General features: G+C 63.2%; 22 protein-coding genes. 10 read left to right on the forward strand and 12 right to left on the reverse strand.

Annotated elements, in window-relative coordinates:
* The first annotated feature begins 51 nt into the window (after nt 1-51).
* From ACPPVR_RS15725 to ACPPVR_RS15740, 4 genes are all read left to right on the forward strand, one after another.
* A complete protein-coding gene (locus ACPPVR_RS15725) occupies nt 52-891 on the forward strand; it encodes a LysR family transcriptional regulator (protein WP_426615112.1) in 840 nt (279 codons plus the stop codon).
* Between the two features lie 137 nt (nt 892-1028).
* The gene (lepB, locus tag ACPPVR_RS15730) at nt 1029-1775 is read left to right on the forward strand and encodes a signal peptidase I (RefSeq protein WP_426615113.1); all 747 of its coding nucleotides are present in this window, start codon (nt 1029-1031) and stop codon (nt 1773-1775) included.
* 578 nt (nt 1776-2353) lie between these two features.
* Nucleotides 2354-3100, forward strand: coding sequence for a signal peptidase I (lepB, locus tag ACPPVR_RS15735; protein ID WP_426616115.1), 747 nt, complete (start codon nt 2354-2356; stop codon nt 3098-3100).
* A gap of 113 nt (nt 3101-3213) precedes the next feature.
* Nucleotides 3214-3450: a GIY-YIG nuclease family protein gene (locus ACPPVR_RS15740; protein ID WP_426616116.1), complete on the forward strand. Its 237-nt coding sequence runs from the start codon at nt 3214-3216 to the stop codon at nt 3448-3450.
* A gap of 122 nt (nt 3451-3572) precedes the next feature.
* Here ACPPVR_RS15740 and groL read toward each other — a convergent pair whose 3' ends face one another.
* Both groL and ACPPVR_RS15750 read right to left on the reverse strand, forming a co-directional pair.
* Nucleotides 3573-5213 (reverse strand): chaperonin GroEL, encoded by a 1641-nt coding sequence (gene groL / locus ACPPVR_RS15745; RefSeq protein ID WP_426615114.1) that lies wholly within the window; start codon nt 5211-5213, stop codon nt 3573-3575.
* 45 nt (nt 5214-5258) lie between these two features.
* On the reverse strand, nt 5259-5573 hold the full coding sequence (locus ACPPVR_RS15750) for a co-chaperone GroES (RefSeq protein WP_015685161.1): 315 nt from the start codon (nt 5571-5573) through the stop codon (nt 5259-5261).
* 391 nt (nt 5574-5964) lie between these two features.
* On the opposite strand from ACPPVR_RS15750, the gene ACPPVR_RS15755 reads away from it, so the two are divergent.
* The gene (locus ACPPVR_RS15755) at nt 5965-6252 is read left to right on the forward strand and encodes an usg protein (protein ID WP_369722823.1); all 288 of its coding nucleotides are present in this window, start codon (nt 5965-5967) and stop codon (nt 6250-6252) included.
* A gap of 165 nt (nt 6253-6417) precedes the next feature.
* Complete coding sequence (locus ACPPVR_RS15760; protein WP_426615115.1) at nt 6418-6957, forward strand: cupin domain-containing protein; 540 nt, start codon at nt 6418-6420, stop codon at nt 6955-6957.
* Nucleotides 6958-7052: 95 nt separating this feature from the next.
* Here ACPPVR_RS15760 and ACPPVR_RS15765 read toward each other — a convergent pair whose 3' ends face one another.
* Nucleotides 7053-8303: a NupC/NupG family nucleoside CNT transporter gene (locus ACPPVR_RS15765; protein ID WP_426615116.1), complete on the reverse strand. Its 1251-nt coding sequence runs from the start codon at nt 8301-8303 to the stop codon at nt 7053-7055.
* Nucleotides 8304-8480: 177 nt separating this feature from the next.
* On the opposite strand from ACPPVR_RS15765, the gene ACPPVR_RS15770 reads away from it, so the two are divergent.
* Nucleotides 8481-9701, forward strand: coding sequence for an MFS transporter (locus ACPPVR_RS15770; protein WP_426616117.1), 1221 nt, complete (start codon nt 8481-8483; stop codon nt 9699-9701).
* A gap of 206 nt (nt 9702-9907) precedes the next feature.
* Here the strand turns inward: ACPPVR_RS15770 and ACPPVR_RS15775 are convergent, their stop codons facing one another.
* From ACPPVR_RS15775 to ACPPVR_RS15805, 7 genes are all read right to left on the reverse strand, one after another.
* Nucleotides 9908-10666 carry an SDR family oxidoreductase gene (locus tag ACPPVR_RS15775; protein ID WP_426615117.1) on the reverse strand — a complete coding sequence of 253 codons (759 nt, stop codon included), beginning with the start codon at nt 10664-10666 and terminating at the stop codon, nt 9908-9910.
* Nucleotides 10667-10712: 46 nt separating this feature from the next.
* Nucleotides 10713-11471, reverse strand: coding sequence for a peptidase (locus ACPPVR_RS15780; protein WP_426615118.1), 759 nt, complete (start codon nt 11469-11471; stop codon nt 10713-10715).
* 106 nt (nt 11472-11577) lie between these two features.
* Nucleotides 11578-11985 carry a carboxymuconolactone decarboxylase family protein gene (locus ACPPVR_RS15785; protein WP_426615119.1) on the reverse strand — a complete coding sequence of 136 codons (408 nt, stop codon included), beginning with the start codon at nt 11983-11985 and terminating at the stop codon, nt 11578-11580.
* 54 nt (nt 11986-12039) lie between these two features.
* The gene (locus tag ACPPVR_RS15790; RefSeq protein WP_426615120.1) at nt 12040-13239 is read right to left on the reverse strand and encodes an acyl-CoA dehydrogenase family protein; all 1200 of its coding nucleotides are present in this window, start codon (nt 13237-13239) and stop codon (nt 12040-12042) included.
* A gap of 106 nt (nt 13240-13345) precedes the next feature.
* On the reverse strand, nt 13346-14188 hold the full coding sequence (locus ACPPVR_RS15795; protein ID WP_426615121.1) for a transglutaminase family protein: 843 nt from the start codon (nt 14186-14188) through the stop codon (nt 13346-13348).
* A 67-nt stretch (nt 14189-14255) separates the two neighbouring features.
* On the reverse strand, nt 14256-15200 hold the full coding sequence (locus ACPPVR_RS15800; RefSeq protein ID WP_426615122.1) for an alpha-E domain-containing protein: 945 nt from the start codon (nt 15198-15200) through the stop codon (nt 14256-14258).
* 4 nt (nt 15201-15204) lie between these two features.
* Nucleotides 15205-16623 (reverse strand): circularly permuted type 2 ATP-grasp protein, encoded by a 1419-nt coding sequence (locus ACPPVR_RS15805; protein ID WP_426615123.1) that lies wholly within the window; start codon nt 16621-16623, stop codon nt 15205-15207.
* 235 nt (nt 16624-16858) lie between these two features.
* On the opposite strand from ACPPVR_RS15805, the gene ACPPVR_RS15810 reads away from it, so the two are divergent.
* The 3 genes from ACPPVR_RS15810 (at nt 16859) to ACPPVR_RS15820 (ending at nt 18886) form a co-directional block, all read left to right on the forward strand.
* On the forward strand, nt 16859-17596 hold the full coding sequence (locus tag ACPPVR_RS15810) for a competence/damage-inducible protein A (RefSeq protein WP_426615124.1): 738 nt from the start codon (nt 16859-16861) through the stop codon (nt 17594-17596).
* Nucleotides 17597-17633: 37 nt separating this feature from the next.
* The gene (gene gpt, locus ACPPVR_RS15815; RefSeq protein WP_426615125.1) at nt 17634-18161 is read left to right on the forward strand and encodes a xanthine phosphoribosyltransferase; all 528 of its coding nucleotides are present in this window, start codon (nt 17634-17636) and stop codon (nt 18159-18161) included.
* Between the two features lie 107 nt (nt 18162-18268).
* On the forward strand, nt 18269-18886 hold the full coding sequence (locus ACPPVR_RS15820) for a hypothetical protein (RefSeq protein ID WP_426615126.1): 618 nt from the start codon (nt 18269-18271) through the stop codon (nt 18884-18886).
* Here ACPPVR_RS15820 and ACPPVR_RS15825 read toward each other — a convergent pair.
* A complete protein-coding gene (locus ACPPVR_RS15825; RefSeq protein ID WP_426615127.1) occupies nt 18883-19116 on the reverse strand; it encodes a hypothetical protein in 234 nt (77 codons plus the stop codon). The genes ACPPVR_RS15820 and ACPPVR_RS15825 overlap by 4 nt on opposite strands.
* Complete coding sequence (locus ACPPVR_RS15830) at nt 19116-20138, reverse strand: methionine synthase (protein ID WP_426615128.1); 1023 nt, start codon at nt 20136-20138, stop codon at nt 19116-19118. Before ACPPVR_RS15830 ends, ACPPVR_RS15825 begins: the two co-directional genes overlap by 1 nt.
* Nucleotides 20139-20238: the final 100 nt, after the last annotated feature.

Here is a 20238-nt window from a genome sequence, read left to right on the forward strand (position 1 = left end):
CATATGGCTGCAAATTTGCAGGACCCATCGGCGCCTGCTAGGTTCGCCGCCATGAACTGGGACGATCTGCGCATCATCGCCGCGGTCAGGGACGAGGGCACCTATGCCGGCGCCAGCGCGCGGCTGCGGATCGACGAGACCACGGTCGGCCGCAGGCTCGCGCGCATCCAGCGCGACCTCGGCGTGCCCCTGTTCGATGCCGTCGATGGCTTGCGCCGGCCGACGCGCCATTGCGAGGCGGTGCTCGAGCATGTCGGCGCGATGGCCGCGCATGTCGCGGCGATCGATCGCATCGGCGAGAGCCAGCCCGGCCCGGTCGGACGCCTGCGCATCGCCTCGACCAATATGGTGGCCGAAGAGCTGCTGGCGCCGCATGCCAGCGCCTTCCTGCGCGATCACCCCGGCCTGACCCTGCAATTCCTCACCGCCAGCGGCAACGTCAAGTTCTCGCGCTGGCAGGCCGATCTCGCCATTCGCCTGCGCAAGCCGGAGAAGGGCGATTTCACCATCTCCAAACTCGCCGATCTGCGGCTGTATTTCTTCGAGCCGGTCGAGATCCCAAATGATGAGCCGATCGCCTGCGTCTTTCCAGATGAACTCGAGGCGATTCCCGAAGCGCAGTTCCTGCGCGCCCGGCGCGTCAAGAATGCGCGCTGCGTCACCGACAATGTCCGTATTGTCAGGACCATGATCCAGTCTCATCAGGCGAGCGGCGTGTTGCCCGAGCTTAGCTGCGCGGACTTGCTCTCCGACCACAGTCTGCGTGCGACGCTTCTCACCAGGCGCCGCGACGTCTGGCTGCTGGTGCAGAACCATCTCAAGCGCGATCCGGCGACGCGGCTGACTATTGAATGGATCCGCCACTGCTTCAGGGACCTGTCGCGCGACTGATCGCTTGCGGCGGTCACGAGGTTCAGCGTCGTTGAACGTAGTCCGCAAACCGCACGACCAAATCCATGACGCAGGCGTTGCGCGCGTCCGCAGGTTGCGTAATCCTGCGCTCCCTACGATCTCGGGCAGGGCAGTCGATGACGATTCTTCAGGACACCATCCGGCCGCAGGCCAGATCCAGCGAATGGAAGGCGATCGTCGTCCTGATCCTGCTGGTCCCGGTGCTGTGGTCGCCGCCGTTTCTGTTTCGCTTCTTCCTGTATCAGCCGTTCAACATCCCCTCCGGTTCGATGCAGCCGACGCTGATAGTCGGCGACTACATCCTGGCCGCGAAATACGCCTATGGCTACGACCGCTATTCGTTTCCCTTTGCACCGTCCTGGATCTCGGGCCGCATCTTCGCCGCCGACCCCGATTACGGCGATGTCGTCGTGTTTCGCAACCCGAAGGACACCTCGGTCGACTACGTCAAGCGCGTGGTCGGGCTGCCCGGCGATCGCATCCAGATGCGGGAGGGGCAACTCATCCTCAACGACAAGCCGGTGATCCGCCTTCCTCGCACGACCACGTATGGTGGTGCCGCCTGCGGGCTAGAACCCGGCGCCAAGATCAAGCGTTGGCGCGAGGTGCTGCCGAACAGAGTGAGCTACGAGACTTATGATTGCATCGACAACGGCTATTACGACAACACCAATGTCTACACGGTGCCGCCAGGCCATCTCTTCGTGCTCGGCGATAACCGCGACAACTCGACCGACAGCCGCGCGATAAGCGCGATGGGCTTTGTGCCGATGGACAATCTCGTCGGCCGGGCGACGCGGATATTCTGGTCGATAGCACCAGATGGCGAACCGCGAATGGGGCGGCTCGGCAAGGTGCCGTGAGGCCGACGCGAAGTTCTGCCGGGTCTCACGCTGGGGTGGCATTCCGCCGGAGGTGTTGCTAGGCAAGGACTGCCGAACAATGGTGGGCGAGAGCTGGAATGCCGGGCACGGGACTGAATGATACGCTGGGAGGATCGTCTCCCTTTCTGACGATCTGGTGGAAGCCGCGGCAGACGATTTTGGGCGTTGTTGCCAGGACACCCGGCCGCATGGTGCTGCCCTTTGCAGCGCTTGGAGGCGCCGCATCCGCGGTGGCCGGATTGTTGAATGTCGGAGTCGATCAGTCATTGGCTGATTGGCGTGTGCTGCTGGTTTGCCTTGTTGGCGGCGGGCCGCTCGGCATCTTGAATCTGTACATCGGTGGCTGGATTGCCGCGGGCGTTGGACGGTGTCTCGGCGGGGCCTCATCTGCGGCCGGGATGCGCACCGTGTTTGCCTGGGGGCTGTTACCCTCGATCGTGGCCGCAGCCTTGGCCATCGCGTTGGTGCTCGGCGGCACCGGTAGACCGTCGCTGGCGGCGGCGCTTGGCTTCGCGATCGGTCTTTGCGGCCTGTGGTCAATCGTGATGACGGTGCTGATGTTGGGCAGCGTGCAGGGGTTCGGATTCTTCCGCAGCCTGGTGGCCTACGGCGTTTCCGCGCTTTGTTTGCCCGCCGTTATCGCGCTCGTGATCAGGACATTTCTGTTTCAGCCGTTCAGCATCCTGTCAGGATCGAACATTCCCACCCTGCTGATCGGCGACTATGTCTTCGCCAACAAGTTCGCGTATGGCTACAGCCGCTTTTCGCTGCCGTTCGCGCTGGCATCGTTTTCTGGCCGCGTGTTCGGCTCCGAGCCCACGCTTGGGGACATCGTCGTCTTTCGACTGCCGAAGGATGAGGCGACCGACTACGTCAAGCGCGTCGTCGGATTGCCCGGCGATCGGATCCAGATGAAGGACGGCGAGCTCCTGATCAACGGAGTGGCCGTGCAGCGCGAGCGTTTGCCAGATGTCCTCGGAGAGGGGGCCTGCGGCGCGGAACTGGGTTACGCCAAGCTCTGGCGCGAGACGTTGCCGAACGGCGTGAGCTACGAGACGCTCGACTGCATCGACAATGGTTTCCTCGACAATACCAGTGTCTTCACGGTGCCGGTCGGGCATCTGTTCATGATCGGCGACAACCGGGACAATTCGACCGACAGCCGGATGCTGTCGGCTATCGGCTATATTCCGATCGATAACGTCGTTGGCCGAGTGACCATGATCTTCTTCTCGCGGACGACGGGCACGCCGGATGAACCCGCCGGGATCCGATTTGAGCGGATTGGTACGGTTGTGCGGTGAGTCCCCGTCATTCCGGGGCGCGCGAAGCGCGAGCCCGGAATCCATAACCCTAGGCGGATGGAATGGCCTACTACGTCTACATCCTCGCAAGTTAGAAGCACGGCACGCTCTACATTGGTGTGACCAACAATCTCGTGCGCCGTGTATACGAGCACAGGACGAAGGCAGCTCCCGGCTTCACGACAAAGTATGGAGTCGATAAACTCGTCTTGTTTGAAATCTACGATGATCCTGCGAGCGCTATCGCGCGAGAGAAGGAGCTGAAGAAATGGCGGCGGGATTGGAAGACACGCCTTATCGAAGAGCAGAACCCGAACTGGGATGACCTCTATCCCGGGATAACCAACTGAGGCTTGTGGTTATGGATTCCGGGCTCGCGCTACGCGCGCCCGGAATGACGAGGGGAGAAAACAAAAACCCCGGCATCGCTGCCGGGGTTTCGCATTTCTTGGCTTTGCCTGAACGGCTGGACTTAGAAGTCCATGCCGCCCATGCCGCCGCCCGGAGGCATTGCGGGGCCGGCGCCGCCCTTCTTGGGCAGCTCGGCGACCATGGCTTCCGTGGTGATCAGCAGAGCTGCAACCGAGGCTGCGTTCTGGATCGCGGTACGGACCACCTTGGTCGGGTCGATGATGCCCTTGGTGACCAGGTTGCCGTACTCGCCGGTCTGGGAGTCGAAGCCGTAAGCGTAGGTCTTGTTCTCCAGGATCTTGCCGACGATCACCGAGCCGTCTTCACCGGCGTTGATCGCGATCTGGCGAGCGGGAGCGGACAGCGCCTTGCGCACGATCTCGACGCCGGTCTTCTGGTCGTCGTTCTTGGTGCGCAGGCCCTTGAGCTGCTCGGAGGCACGGAGCAGGGCGACGCCGCCGCCCGGGACGATGCCTTCTTCCACAGCCGCGCGGGTCGCATGCATCGCGTCATCAACGCGATCCTTGCGCTCCTTCACCTCGACCTCGGTCGCGCCGCCGACGCGGATCACCGCGACGCCGCCTGCGAGCTTGGCAAGACGCTCCTGGAGCTTCTCACGGTCGTAGTCCGAGGTGGTTTCCTCGATCTGCGCCTTGATCTGGGCCACGCGCGCCTCGATGTCGGCCTTCTTGCCGGCGCCGTTGACGATCGTGGTGTTCTCCTTGTCGATCATCACCTTCTTGGCGCGACCGAGCATGTTGAGCGTGACGTTCTCGAGCTTGATGCCGAGATCTTCCGAGATCGCCTGGCCGCCGGTCAGAACTGCGATGTCCTGGAGCATGGCCTTGCGGCGATCGCCGAAGCCCGGAGCCTTGACGGCCGCGACCTTCAGACCACCGCGCAGGCGGTTGACGACGAGGGTCGCGAGGGCTTCGCCTTCGACGTCCTCGGCGACGATGACCAGCGGCTTGCCGGTCTGCACCACGGCCTCGAGCAGCGGGAGCAGCTCGTTCAGCGAGGAGAGCTTCTTCTCGTTGATCAGGATGTAGGCGTCGTCCATCTCAACGCGCATCTTGTCGGCGTTGGTGACGAAGTAGGGCGAGATGTAGCCACGGTCGAACTGCATGCCTTCGACGACGTCGAGTTCGGTCTCGAGCGACTTGGCTTCCTCGACCGTGATGACGCCCTCGTTGCCGACCTTCTTCATGGCGTCGGAGAGGAACTTGCCGATTTCGGCATCGCCGTTCGCGGAGATGGTGCCGACCTGGGCGATTTCCTCGTTCGAGGTGACCTTCTTGGAGTTCTTGACGAGGTCGGCGACCACGGCTTCCACAGCCAGGTCGATACCGCGCTTCAGGTCCATCGGGTTCATGCCGGCGGCAACCGACTTGGCGCCTTCACGAACGATCGCAGCCGCGAGCACGGTTGCGGTGGTGGTGCCGTCGCCGGCCGCATCGGCGGACTTGGAGGCGACTTCGCGCACCATCTGCGCGCCCATGTTCTCGAACTTGTCGTCGAGCTCGATCTCCTTGGCGACGGTGACGCCGTCCTTGGTGATGCGGGGAGCGCCGAACGACTTGTCGAGGACGACGTTGCGGCCCTTCGGGCCGAGCGTCACCTTGACGGCGTTGGCGAGGATGTCGACGCCACGCAGCATCTTGTCGCGTGCATCGACGCCGAATTTGACTTCTTTAGCTGCCATCTGGATTTTTCCTTGAGGTGTTTAGCTGGGTGAGAGAAGGGGCTCTTAGGCCGCCTTCTTCTTGGAAGCGGGGACGTCGAGGACGCCCATGATGTCGCTTTCCTTCATGATCAGCAGGTCGACGTTGTCGATCTTGACCTCGGTGCCGGACCACTTGCCGAACAGCACGCGGTCGCCGACCTTCAGGTCGATCGGGATCAGCTTGCCGGCTTCGTCGCGGCCACCCGGGCCGACGGCGACGATTTCGCCCTGCGAGGGCTTTTCCTTGGCACTGTCGGGAATGATGATGCCGCCAGCGGTCTTCTCTTCTGCGTCGATGCGCTTGACCACGACGCGGTCGTGAAGCGGACGGAATTTCATGCAGTCCTCCTAAGTAGTTGCACGGTATGGGGATTTTTGGTCGTTAGCAGTCCGTGCCCGCGAGTGCTAGCACAGGTGAGGCTGAAATAGGACAGGAATTTTGCGGGGGCAAGGGCTTCTAGCAGAAAAATCGGCACTCATAAGGCCCGGCTGCCAGAATCTCTTTACCATCGTTAACCGCTCTTGGGCCGCCCCTTGGGGCCGTATTAGCACGGAGCCGCATCTGCTGCTAACGCATTGTATTTCAACAGCTTGTTAAACTTTTAGGCTTGAGATGGATTGTCAGTTTGCGTCACATTTCTCTCATGTGAGCGCATCTCCACCGGGTGGCTCGTAAGCAGCGTACCGGAAAGCCACCCCCTGAATATGCGCTCCTGCAAAGGAGGTTGGCATGGTCACGCGGGTTGGGGTTGTTTCGGACGATTTCCGGAAACAAGTGCTGGGTTACGGGCTGACGACGGCACAAATTCTCTATCGGATGCCGGATCATCCATCGTTGCTTCAGACCTACGTCTGGCAGAACTACGACATGTTTCCGAAGTTTCCGGCGCTGAAGGATTTCCTGGCGTTCTGGCAGGAAAAACTCGACGGCCCGCTTCACTCGGTGACCGTCGCGCATTCCAAGCTGATCAAGCCAGCCGAGCTGCGCGCCGTGGACGGCGTGTTCAGGCTGCATTGAGAGCTTGGACGGCGTAGGGTGGGCAAAAGGCGCGCGCACTTTGCGCGCCGTGCCCACCATCTCTCCGCGCTTGCATTCGGCAATGGTGGGCACGCTCCGCTTTGCCCACCCTACGATTTTGCATTCCGTGCTAGCATCTCCCCATAACAACAGGGGAGGCCGCTTATGGCCAAGAAAGCAAAATCGCGCAGCGCAACGCAAGCCGCGGTGAAGAAGCGGAGCGGCGCCAAGCCCGCCGTGCGATCTTCGGCGCGCAAGACGGTGAAGGCGAAGGCGCGCACGACGCCGGCAAAATCATCTACAAAAAAGCTCGCACGTCCCAAACAGCGCATCGCGATCAGCCATCACCGCGAAGAGGATTTCAAAGCCGATGGCCTGCGCACCTACGCGAAATATCGCGACCTCGGCATTGCCGCAGCCTCGCACGGCCTTGCGCAAGCGCACGTGATCCGGCTGCAAGGCCCCTGCAATCCAGCCGAGGTGTCGAAGCTGCACTTCCACGCCGTCGAATTCCAGATGGTCTACGTGCTCAAGGGCTGGGTGAAGACCTACATGGACGGAGAGGGCGAGACCTTGATGAAGGAAGGCAGCGCCTGGACCCAGCCGCCGAAGATCAAGCACATGATCCTCGACTATTCGGACGACGTCGAACTGCTGGAGGTGATCCTGCCGGCGGAGTTCAAGACGGTCGAGTTGAAGGCCTGATCTTGTAGCCCGGATGGAGCGCAGCGAAATCCGGGAACGTTTTTCGCGGAGAAGGTGGACCCGGATTGCGCTGCGCTCTATCCGGGCTAAGCCTGTTAACTCAACACCCCCACGATCGCACCCATCAGGCACGTCGTCAGCGTGCCCGACACGATTGACTTCAGCCCCAGGGCGTTGATCTCCTCGCGCCGCTCCGGCGCCACCACCCCTAAGCCGCCGATCATGATGCCAAGGCTGGCGAAATTGGCGAAGCCGCACATCGCATAGAGCATGATCAGGCGCGAGCGCGCATCGAGTACGTCCGGCGAAAGTTTTGACAGATCGACATAAGCGATCAATTCGTTGAGCACGGTTTTCGTGCCCATCAGGCTGCCCGCCGTCACCGCCTGATCCCAGGGCAATCCCATCAACCAGCACACCGGCGCCATCACCAGCCCGAGCAGGCGCTGCAGCGAGATCGCAGCGCCGCCGATGTTCGGCAGCAGGCCGAGGATCGCATTGACGAGATAGACCAGCGCCACCAGCACCAGCAGCATGGCGACGATGTTGAGCAATAGCTCGAGGCCTGCGCCGGTGCCTTTCACGATCGCATCCATCGTGCCGGAGACCTCCATCTCCGGATCTTCGAGCGCGCCGCCGGTGCGCTTGTCGCTGGTCTCCGGCACCATGATCAGGCTGACGAGGATCGCAGCGGGCGCGCCCAGTACGGACGCGATGACGAAATGCGCGGCCGCGTCGGGGATGAGGGGCGCAAGCAGCGTCGCATAGAGCACGAGCACCGTGCCGGCGATGCCGGCCATGCCGCCGGTCATGACCAGGAACAATTCGCTCCGCGTCATCTGCGCCAGATACGGCCGCACGAACAGCGGCGCTTCGACCATGCCGAGAAAGATGTTCGCGGCGGTCGACAGTCCCACCGCGCCGCCGACCCCGAGCGTGCGTTCGAGCAGCCATGCCATGCCGCGCACGATCGGCGGCAGCACGCGCCAATAGAACAGCAGCGTCGTCAGCACGCTCATCACCAGCACGATCGGCAGCGCCTGGAACGCCAGGATGAAATCGGCACCAGGCACCTTCAGGTCGAAGGGCAGTGGGCCGCCGCCGATATAACCGAACACGAAGGAGGAGCCGGCGCGCGAGGCCGCGGAGATCGCGCCGACCGCGTCATTGATGGCACCGAAAGCATGTGCGACGACGGGCACCTTCAGGAGCACGATCGCGGTGACGAAGGTCACGACGAGCCCGATCGCCGCCTGGCGCAGCGAAACCGCGCGGCGATTCTCCGCCAGCGCGAAGGCGATCAGCAGCAATGCGAAAACGCCAAGTGTCGATTGCAGCCGCAGCATGATGTCCCCAAAACCCTCAATGATTATGGCCGCGGGTGCGTTGCAAACGCAATGGCGGAAGACCGCGAGAGGTGTCCCGCTGTTGACAAGCACCTCCGCGTCAGCCACGCGGGACGCGTCGAGATCAAGGGGGCGGATAGTCCGAGCGTGACCGAAGAGGCGATACTAGAGGAGCCGATATCAGCGAATCAGCCGGTCAGTGCCCGCGCGCTCCTCTCCCACCGCGCCTTCCTGTTCTTCTTGCTCTCGCGCAGCCTATCGCGCTTTTCCAGTCAGATCGCGGCGGTCGCGATCGGCTGGCAGATCTACGACCTCACCGGCTCGGCCTTCGACCTCGGCATGGTCGGGCTCGTGCAATTCCTCCCCACCGCGTTGCTGGTGTTCGTCGCAGGCCACGCCGCCGACCGCTACGAGCGCAAGCGCGTGGTCCAGCTCTGTCAGCTCGTGGAAGCGGCGACTGCGCTTTATCTCGCCATCAGCACTTATCTCGGCGCGGTCAGCGAGGTGCAGATCTTCGTCGCGACCTTCGTGCTCGGCATTGCCGGTGCGTTCGAAAGCCCGACCACAGCGGCGCTGCTGCCGCTGATTGCGCCGCAAGGCTCGCTTCAGCGCGCGACGGCTGTCGCGAGCGGCGCGGGGCAGGTCGCGACCATCACCGGGCCCGCGCTCGGCGGCTTCGCCTATGCGGTCGCGCCGCATCTCGCCTATTCCGTGATGCTGCTGTTTTGGATTTTGGGGATGATCCTGACCGGCTTCATCCAGCCGCGCCCGCAGGCGGTCGCCAAGGATACCAGCACGGACAATATCTTTGCCGGCGTCCGCTTCATCCGCAGCAATCCGGCGATCCTCGGCACCATCTCGCTCGATTTGTTCGCCGTGCTGTTCGGCGGCGTCACCGCGCTGTTGCCGATCTATGCCCGCGACATCCTCCAGACCGGTCCGATGGGGCTCGGGATCTTGCGCGCCGCGCCGGCGGTCGGCGCGCTGCTGATGACCATGGTGCTGGCGCGTCACGCCATCACGCGGCATGTCGGCATGCGGATGTTCCAGGCCGTGATCGTGTTCGGCGTCGCCACGATCGTGTTCGCGCTGTCGTCGTGGATGTGGCTGTCGGTGTTGTCGCTCGCCATTTTGGGCGCGGCCGACACGATCAGCGTCGTGATCCGCTTCTCGCTGGTGCAGCTTGCCACGCCCGACGAAATGCGCGGCCGCGTCGGCGCGGTCAACTTCCTCTTCATCAACGCCTCGAACCAGCTCGGCCAGTTCGAGAGCGGCGTGGCGGCAGCCCTGCTCGGCGCGATGCCGGCGGCAGTGCTCGGCGGCGTCTGCACCGTCGCGGTCGCGCTGCTGTGGATGAAGCTGTTCCCGAGCCTGAAGCAGGTGCAAACTCTGGAGTAGGGGCCCCCGCTCTCTCCACCGTCATTGCGAGCGTAGCGAAGCAATCCAGAATCTTGCCGCGGTGGCAGTCTGGATTGCTTCGCTGCGCTAGCAATGACGATTGTGGAGGCAGTACGGGGATTTAGCTGGCCTCACCCCGCTTGCGGGGAGAGGCCGCAAACCCCACGCCGCCTACTGTGCATGGGGTTGTTTTTCAGTTTTTTAAGTTAGCCGCGTCCAACGAACGGCATCTTGGTCGCCATCACCGTCATGGTCAGCACGTTGGCGTCGAGCGGCAGGCCGGCCATGTAGGCGACGGCATCGCCGACCGCCTTGGCGTCCATGCGCGGCTCCTGCTTTGACGTGCCGTCAGGCTGCAACACGCCGGGACCGTTGACCATGCGGTCCGTCATCGGCGTTGCGGCGTTACCAATGTCGACCTGGCCGACCGCGATGTCGTACATGCGGCCGTCGAGGTTGGAGGCCTTGGTGAGGCCGGTGATGGCGTGCTTGGTCGAGGTGTAGGCGGCCGAGAACGGCCGCGGCGCATGCGCCGAGATCGAGCCGTTGTTGATGATGCGGCCGCCGCGCGGGCTCTGGTCCTTCATGATGCGGAAGGCGTGCTGGGTGCACAGGAACGGGCCGGTGAGGTTGGTGTTCACCACCGCCTGCCACTGCTCGAGGCTGAGGTCCTCGAAGTTCACCGGCGGGGCGCCCATGCCGGCATTGTTGAAGAGCACGTCGAGACGGCCATAGGTCTGCGCCACCTTGGCGAACAGCGCGGCGATCTGGTCGGGTTTGGTCATGTCGGCGGTGACGCAGAGGCTCTTGCCGGACGGACCGAGCTTCGCGGTCTCCTCGAGCATGTCGAGCCGGCGCCCGACCAGCACCACGGTGAAGCCGGTGTTCATCAGCGCCAGCGAGGCCGCGCGCCCGACGCCGGTGCCGGCGCCCGTCACCACTGCGATCCTTTTTGCTTCACTCATCGTTTCCTGCCTTTTCTCTCTTCAAGTTCTTCAAGTTCTTTTGCTGTCAGGTTTTGGGTTCTTTTTCGTTCTTGTAGGGCGGCCGCGGGATGTTCTGATGCGCGGCGCGCAGCGCCGCCGACCAGCGCGAGCGCAAATCGTGGAAATAGGGCTCGCCGGCCTCGATGCGGTGGTTGAGATCGGCATCGCAGGCGTCCGCCCGCACCACCAGCACGTCGATCGGCAGGCCGACGCCGAGATTCGACCGCATCGTCGAATCCATCGAGATCAGGCCTGTCTTCAGCGCCTCGTAGAGTTCGACATCGTAATGCATGGCGCGGTCGAGCACCGGCTTGCCGTATTTGTGCTCGCCGATCTGCAGGTACGGCGTGTCGGTGGTGCACTCGATGAAATTGCCTGCCGTGTAGACCATGAACAGGCGCATCCGCGCGCCCTTGATCTGGCCGCCGAACAGGAACGAGACGTCGAACGAGACGTCCTCGGATTTCAGCGCCGGGCCTTCGGTCGCGTGCACCGCCCGGATCGCCCGGCCGATGCGCTGGGCGGCCTGGAACATGGTCGGCGCGTTCATCAGCGTCTCGATCTCGCCCGTGTTGGGGTCTTCCAGGCCCTCGGTGAGGGTGGAGAGCACCGACTGGCTGATGGCGAGGTTTCCGGCGCTGGCGATCGCCATGATGCGCTCGCCGGGCTTGGTGAAGATGTGCAGCTTGCGGAAGGTCGACACATTGTCGAGGCCGGCATTGGTGCGGGTGTCGGCGATCATGACGAGCCCGTCCCGAACCAGGATTCCGCAACAATAGGTCATTTCCAATCCCCGAACGCGTTTGCGCGGAATTACTAGCCAATTTCAAGGGGGCATGAAACCCCTGATTCCCGTAGCAGGCATGTATCGGCGGGGAGGGAGTCCTATCTTATTCAGGGCCATCGACGAGAAACGCCGCATCGACGGGCACGCCGAGCGCCGTGACCAGCCGGTTCGTCTCCGAGGCCATGCCGATGATGGCGAGCATCTCGCCATATTCCGCCTCGGTCATGCCCTTGGCCCGTGCGCCGGCGGTGTGCGAATGGATGCAGTAGTTGCAGCCATGCGCCACCGAAACCGCGACATAGAGCATTTCCTTGATCTTGGGATCGAGCGCCCCGGGTGCCATCACCTCCTTGATGCTCTCCCAGGTCCGCCGCAGCGTCTTCGGATCATGCGCCAGCGCGCGCCAGAAATTGTTGACGAAATCCGACTGCCGGACTTTGCGGATGTCGTCGAAAACGGCGCGTGCCTCGCTGGAGAGTTCGTCGTCCGAAAGCAGCTTTACGGTCGCCATGGGGTACCTCGCAGGGTCTGATCTGACCCTGCGATTGTAGCACGGCTGATGCGGTCAGCCGTCACGTTCGGCCGAGCGGCGCAAGGCCAGCTTGCCGACGTCGACATATTGCCGCTGCTGCGCGTGGGCATGCTGCGCACCGACGTGAAGGTCGCGCAGGCGCCGCTGCAGCGGTGAGCTGTCATAGACCGCGCTACTTCCAGCGAGCGCAAAGCAGGCATCGGCGATGCCAACGCAGGTCGTGGCGAGCCAGACCGCGGACCGAGCCCCTTCGGTCATGAGGTCCTCGTCGTTCAGTGTTCCGGCCAGCGCGCGACGCCAGTGGCTGGCGACCTGGACCTCGTGAAACGCCTGCGCAGCTCTAAGGTCGGCGGAAATCCGGCCGAGCCCGAACTGGAAGATCTCGGACTCCCGCAGCGGGGTGGCCGCATATAATTGCTGCCTCCCGGTATGGGCCAGCGCGAGCAGATCATCGACAACGCCCTCGGCCATGCCGGCTGAGAATGCACCGTGAAGCAATGGCAACCATTGCCGCAACGTTTGATAGAGCGGCCCCGACAGACGAGGGGCAGCTTCGAGATCGAAGATATGGATATCGGGAACCATCGCCTCCCGCAGCGTGACGTGATGACTGCCGGTGCCCTTGAGCCCGGCCGCGTGCCAGGTGTCCTCGATGTGCCAGTCACGCGCCGGCAGCAGAACGGCACGAACCTGAGGCTTGCCGTGCGGGCCGGGGACTGGCTTGCCATTGTCGGTGACAACGCAGAACCCGCCAATCCAGTCGGCATGCGTGCAACCGCTGGCGAACGGCCAACGGCCGGTGATGCGATAGCCGTCGGCCACCCGCTCTGCCGTTCCGGCCGGCTGGGATGAGCCGCAGATCGCCACGTCCGGTCCATTCTGATAGATGCACTGATACAATTCAGGGCGTGATGCCGCGGCGAAAAGGCCGCCGACGCCGGCGACAATTGCGATCCAGCCGATCGAGCCGTCCAGACGGGTCAGCGCCTTCATGACCTCAAGCCCGGCCGGCAAATCGAGCTCCAGCCCGCCATGGCTCCGCGGCACGAACATCCGAAAGATCCCGATCGATTTCAGCCGTTCCACGAGGTCAGGCGGAAGACGGCGCGCAGCTTCGATCTCGGCGGCGCGTGCCGTGATCTCGGGCGCCAACTCGCGGATACCCAGAAGCATGCCTTTGTGGGGATCGCGCAGTGACAGGGCATGATCGCTGATTTTTTCGTGAAGCCGCATCTGTCTCAACCTTTGTTGCAGGAAACGGATCGCAACGAAGGTTGAACGGATGGCGCTACGGCATGGTTTCAGCGCGACGCTTGTCGATTACGGTTGTAACGCCGAGCTAGCTCTGCCGCTGGGACTGCGATTGCCCGCTACGGCCGGCCTGCTCGACCTTCACGGCCACCGACAGCGTCTCCGCGCCGCCGCCATAGCGGGTGCCGCGCACGGGGGCGGCGCCGAGATAGTCGAGCCCGATCGCGACGCGGACGTGGGCGTCGGTGGTGCAGATGCTGTTGGCGGGATCGAAGCCAACCCAGCCGAGGCCGTCGACATAGGCTTCCGCCCACGCGTGCCCGGCGTCCTGATGCACCGTGCCGTCGGAGCGCAGGAAGTGTCCGGAGACGAAGCGCGCCGGCACGCCGCCGCTGCGGGCGCAGGCGATGAAGATATGCGCGTAGTCCTGGCAGACGCCGCGCCTAAGCGTGAATGCTTCGGCGGCCGAGGTGCCGCTATTGGTTGGATCCTCGTCGAAGGTCATGTGCTCGCTGATCTGCGTCATCAGCGTGTGCAGAAAGCCGAGCGTGTCGCTCTCGGCCTCGCTGCGCAGCTGCCGCGTGACCGCCGCCATCGCGGGATTGACCTCAGTCAATTCGGTCGTGCGCAGGAACATGCCGGCCGGAAAGCGCTCGTCCGCGCCACGCAGCACGCCGCCGGTGTCATGGGTCTCGATCAGGCCTTCGGCGGTGATCTTGATGTCGCCGACGGGCCCGCAGGACAGCACATGGGTGACGTTGCCGAAGGCGTCCTCATGGGTGTCGAGCTTGGTGTCGGTGGAGACGTCGATCTGCCATTCCGCCACATATTGCCCGTCATGGCTGCACGGGGTCATGCGCAGGATCTGGATCACGCTGGTGGCCTGCGGCTCGTAGCGATAGGTCGTGGTGTGCTGGATTCGCAGGCGCATGGGGAACCGTTGTTCTGGCGTCGTCATTCCGGGTTCGCCCTGCGGGCGCCCGGGAATGACGGCAGTATCAGATCAAATACTGCTTCGTGATGATTTCGCCCAGCCTGGAATTGTCCGTGATGAATTCCTGAATGAATTCATGCACGCCGTGCTGGAAAATGTCGTTCATATTGCTGTGTTCGAGCCGATTGCGGATGCCGCGGGCATGGCGCTGGGCCGGGCCCTGGCGGCCATAGGCGACGCCGACCTGGTCGAGATTGCGCACGAGGTTGCCGTAGCAGCTTGCAAGCGACCGCGGCAGCGTATCGTTGAGGATGAGCAGATCCGCGATCAGCCAGGGCTTTAGCGTCTCGCGATAGACCCAGTGATAGGCCGTCAGCGCCGAAACCGAACGCAGGATCGAGGTCCACTGGTAGAAGTCGAGCGGGCCGCCGACATGCTCCTCCTCGGGCAGCAGCACGTGATACTTCACGTCGAGAATGCGCGCGGTGTTGTCGGCGCGCTCGAGATGCACGCCCATCCGCGAGAACCAGTAGGCATCGTTGCGCAGCATGGTACGGTAGGCCGAGCCGTCGAAGCGCAGCGAGGTCTCCTGCACGAAGCGCAGGAACTTTGCCAGTTCCTCGCGGGTCGAGGTGCCCTTGCTCCAGACTTCCTGCAATTCGATCCAGGCTGAGTTGATGGTGTCCCACATCTCGCTGGTGAGTGCGGTGCGCACCGAACGTGAGTTCAGCCGTGCCGCCTCGATGCAGTTCCTGATCGAGGACGGGTTGTCCGCCGAGAACGAGAGGTAGTCGACGACGTTGTGCTCGTTGGCTTCCTCATATTGCTGATAGAAGCTTGCGGCGACGCCGGCAGTCAGCAGCGCCGAATCCCATTCATTGGTCTTGCCGATATAGGCGGCGGGAAGTGCTGTGACGCGCAGCGTCGCATCGATGGTGCGCGCGAGATATTCCGCCCGTTCGACGTAGCGGGCAAGCCAGTAGAGGTTTTCGGCGGTACGCGACAGCATCTCTCTACTCGTCCAGAATCCAGGTGTCTTTGGTGCCGCCGCCTTGGCTCGAATTCACCACCAGGGAGCCTTCCTTGAGTGCGACGCGGGTGAGCCCGCCCGGCACGATCGTGGTGCTCTTGCTACCGGTGAGCACGAAGGGCCGCAAGTCGACGTGGCGTGGCGCGAGGCCACTTGCCGTGCAGGTCGGGCAGGTGGATAGCGCGAGCGTCGGCTGCGCGATAAAGCCTTCCGGCTCGCGCTTGAGCTTTTCGCGAAACGCTTCGATGGTCGCTTTGGTTGCGGCGGGTCCGATCAGCATGCCGTAGCCGCCGGAGCCGTGCACTTCCTTCACGACGAGATCGCCGAGATGGTCGAGCACATAAGCAAGATCCTTCGGCTCGCGGCAGCGCCAGGTCTGAACGTTCTTCAGGATCGGTTCCTCGCCGAGGTAGAATTTCACGATCTCTGGCATGTAGGAGTAGATCGCCTTGTCGTCGGCGATGCCGGTGCCGACGGCGTTGGCGAGTGTGATGTTACCGGCCGCATAGGCCGACATCAGGCCGGGCACGCCGAGCGCCGAGTCGGGCCGGAAAGTAAGGGGGTCGAGGAAGTCGTCGTCGACGCGGCGGTAGATCACGTCGACCCGTTTCACCCCTTCCGTCGTGCGCATGAACACTTCGTTGTTCTTGACGATGAGGTCGCGGCCCTCGACGAGCTCGATGCCGAGCTTGTCGGCCAGGAAGGAGTGCTCGTAATAGGCGGAGTTGTAGACGCCGGGCGTGAGGAGCGCGACCGTCGGCTCGCCTGAGGCACTGTTCGGCGCGACCGAGCGGAGCGCAGACAGCAACTCGTCCGGATAGCGCTCCACCGGCGCCACCCTGTGGCGGGCGAACAGGTCCGGAAACAGCCGCATCATGATCTCGCGGTTTTCCAGCATGTAGGACACGCCGGACGGCGTGCGGGCGTTGTCCTCCAGCACGATGAAGTCGTTGGCATCGACCCTGATGATATCGATGCCGGCGATGTGCACATAGACGTCGTGCGGCACCTGCTGGCCGTTCATCTCGGGCCGGAACACCGGGTTCTGGAAGATCAGATCGTCGGGCACGATCTCGGCGCGGAGGATGTCGCGGCCGTGATAGATGTCGCGCAAGAACATGTTGAGCGCGCGGACGCGCTGCTTCAGGCCCTTCTCCAGCAGCGCCCATTCCTTGCCGGACATGATCCGGGGGATCACGTCGAAGGGGATCAGGCGCTCGGTGGATTCAGAATCGCCATAGACGGCAAAGGTGATGCCGATCCGGCGGAACAGGAGCTCGGCTTCCTGGCGACGATATTCGAGCGCCTCGGGAGGCGTCTCCTTGAGCCAGCGCGCCAGCTCCTGATAGGCAGGGCGAAGGTCCCCGCCGGGAATATTCATTTCATCAAACGCGACTGCCATAGATCCCGACTTGTCTCGCTGGCCATGCGGCAAGAGTGCATGACTTTCCTAGGTGGTAGCAAGGGCCGGGCCAGCGCGATAAGCATGGACTTGGCATTGACTTGGGATTTTTGCCGGGGGTGGCCGGAAAGCTGCCTGAAAAAATGGCTAAGGACTGCTTATTTCGGCAGCAAAACCGCGTGACTTCAACGCGTTACCCCGGCAAATTCGGCGCGACAGGTGAGGGACGTAAGTTATGAGCGAGATCGTTACGGCGGGCATTCTGGTCATCGGGGATGAAATCCTGTCCGGCCGGACCAAGGACAAGAATATCGGCTTCATCGCCGAATACCTGACCAATATCGGCATCGACCTGAAGGAAGTCCGGGTCGTTTCAGATGACGAGGACGACATCATCGCCGCATTGAATGCACTGCGGCATCGCTACGCCTACGTCTTCACCACTGGCGGCATCGGGCCGACCCATGACGACATCACCGCCGACAGCGTCGCCAAGGCCTTTGGCGTCGGTATTGACCACCATCCCGAGGTGGTCGCCCGCTTTCGCGAGCGCTGGAGCGAGCAGGACCTCAACGAGGCCCGCCTACGCATGGCCCGCATCCCCGACGGCGCCGAGCTGATCCAGAGCGCGACCATCCTCGCCCCCGGCTTCAAGATCGGCAACGTCATCGTCATGGCCGGTGTGCCGTCGATCATGCAGGCGATGATGGATATCGTCTCGCCCAAGCTGAAATCCGGCGTGCGCATGCTGTCCGAATCGGTTCGCGCCAATGCCCGTGAAGGCGATATCGGCAGCCCGCTGCGCGCGATCGCCGCCGACCACCCCGACACCATCATCGGCAGCTATCCCTTCATGGACGAGGAGCAGAAGCCCAACACCAATCTGGTGGTGCGCTCGCGCGATGCTGACAAGCTCGCGGCGGCGATGGCCGCAGTGAAGGAAATGCTGGCAGGATTGAATATCACCCGGTAGCAGGAAGCTGCCGGACGATGATTGGCAGGAGAAGACGATGGCAGGTGAAGCACCGGAACTGAGTGCGCAGGAGCGGGCCGGCAGGCCCTTTCCAGTGTCGTGGGATCAGTTCCACCGGGATTGCCGGGCGCTGACCTGGCGGCTCAACGAGGTCGGCCCGTTTCACGCCGTGATTGCGATCACCCGCGGAGGCCTGGTGCCGGCTGCGATCGTGGCGCGCGAGCTCGGTGTTCGCATCATCGATACCGTCTGCGTTGCCAGTTACGACCACGACAAGCAGGGTGACCTCAAAGTTCTCAAGGGAGTTTCCGAAGAGGTGATGAAGCTCGGCGGCGGCACCGGCAAGGGGCTTCTGATCGTCGACGACCTCGTCGATACCGGCAAGACCGGCAAGCTGGTCCGCCAGATGCTGCCCGATGCGCATTTCGCCACCGTCTACGCCAAGCCGAAGGGCCGTCCGCTGGTCGATACCTTCATCACGGAAGTCTCGCAGGACACCTGGATCTTCTTTCCCTGGGACACTGCATTGTCCTACCACCCGCCGCTGCGCGACGGCGCGGCGTGATTTCCGCCGTCATCGCGAGGAGCGAAGCGACGAAGCAATCCAGACTGTTTCCGGGGATGCATTTCCGGATTGCTTCGCTTCGCTCGCAATGACGGGTGGGGGCAATCATGCCGCTGCAAAACCGCGTCACGCCGACCGGCGAGATCATCTCAACGCCACATCGCGGAATGTTCACCGGCAACCGCGGCATCATCCATGATCCCGCGACCAAGACGCTGCTGAACAAGCGCTGGTCGTCGCCGGCCTGGATCACGTGCCTTTGCGAATTCCGCGGCTGGCGCCGGCCGGTGATGGCGCGTCGAAGCTGGACCGAGCTGTTCTTTCTCGACGAAGCCACGGCCTTTGCGGCCGGACACCGGCCTTGCTTCTTCTGCCGTCGCGACGATGCCAAGCGGTTTCGCGCCGCATGGGAGCAAGGCAACGGTGTGAGCAACATCAGCGCGAAGGCGATGGATGCCCAGTTGCACCGGGAACGGCTCGATCGTGGGGGCAAGCGGCTGCACGCGTTGCCGATGCCGCTGTCAGAATTGCCCGATGGCGCGATGGTGCAGCAGGAAGACGACAGTTATCTGGTGACCCAGGGCAGGGCGCTGCTGTGGTCGCCGGCGGGCTACGCTCTGCATGCGCGCGCACTCGATCGCGTGATGCTGCTGACGCCGCCTTCCATGCTGCGCGCGATCATGGCCGGGTATCGGCCCGCGCTGCATCCGACGACGCGGAGCTAGCGCAGCGGCTTGCCCTCTTCATCGACGGTCGTCCGCGCATCGCGCAACGCCCATTCGCGGATCACCTGGCGGCAGCGGGTCAACTCGGATTCGCTCGCCGCATTCGCATCCTTCGAGGCCCGCTCGATCATCGCCTTGCAGTTCAGCAGCACGGAGCGATCCTCCGCGTGCGCAGCCTGTGCGATCGCCAGAAGCGCCCCGATGATCAGCGCCGGACGGATCGACACCATCACCCCAGCTTCTCGCGGGCCAGCGCTGCACCCGCACCGAGCGCCATCAGCTTGGCTTCGGCGATCTCGCGCCGCATCGGGGCCATGCCGCAATTGGTGGTGGCGATGATGTTGCTCTTGGGGACGAACTTCGACACCGCGTCGATCACCTGCACGACGTCTTCCGCCGTCTCCACCGTATCGCTGGCGACATCGATCACGCCGGCCTGCACGATCTTGTTCTTGAGCAACGCCAGCAAATCGAGTGGCACCTTCGAATTGCGGCACTCGATCGCGACCTGCTGGATCGGGCTGGCATCGATTGCCGGAAAAATCTGCTCATACTGCCGCCATTGCCCGCCGAGCGTTTCCTTCCAGTCGGTGTTGGCCTTGATGCCGTAGCCGTAGCAGATGTGGACGGCGGTGGTGCAGGTGAGGCCCTGCGCCGCGCGCTCGAGCGCCTTGATGCCCCAGTCATTGACCTCGTCCATGTAGACGTTGAAGGCGGGCTCGTCGAACTGCACGAGATCGACGCCGTCGGCCTGCAGCGCCTTGGCTTCCTCGTTCAGAAGCTCGGCGAAGGCAAAGGCCATCTTGACGCGGTCGCCATAGTAACGGTCGGCGATGGTGTCGATGATGGTCATCGGGCCGGGCAGGGTAAACTTCAGCTTCTTCTTCGTATGCGTACGCGCCACGCGCGCCTCGTCGGCATGGACGCGGCCCTTGAGGCGGAGCGGCGCGACCACCTGCGGCACCATCGCCTTGTAGCGGTCCTTGCGGATGCCCATCTCGACCTTGTGGGCGAAGTCGATGCCCTCGATCTTCTCCAGGAAACCGTGCACGAAATGCTGCCGGGCCTGCTCGCCCTCGGTGACGATGTCGATCCCGGCATCCTCCTGGACCTTCACGGCAAGCATGGTGGCGTCGCGCTTGGCGCGGAGAAGTTCATCGCCTTGCGACTTCCAGGGCGCCCAGAGCATGTTCGGCTCGGCGAGCCATTCCGGCTTCGGCAAGGAGCCGGCGATCGTGGTTGGAAACAGCATGGGTCCCTCCCGGCGGGTTGTGATTGCGCCACTGTCTGCCATGTCTTAACGTCAAGGTACAGAACAACAAAAGTCGCTCTCTATTCCAGCGGCGATGACG

Origin of the sequence: Bradyrhizobium sp. McL0616 (genome assembly GCF_049993385.1) — a bacterium.
Taxonomy (GTDB): Bacteria; Pseudomonadota; Alphaproteobacteria; order Rhizobiales; family Xanthobacteraceae; genus Bradyrhizobium.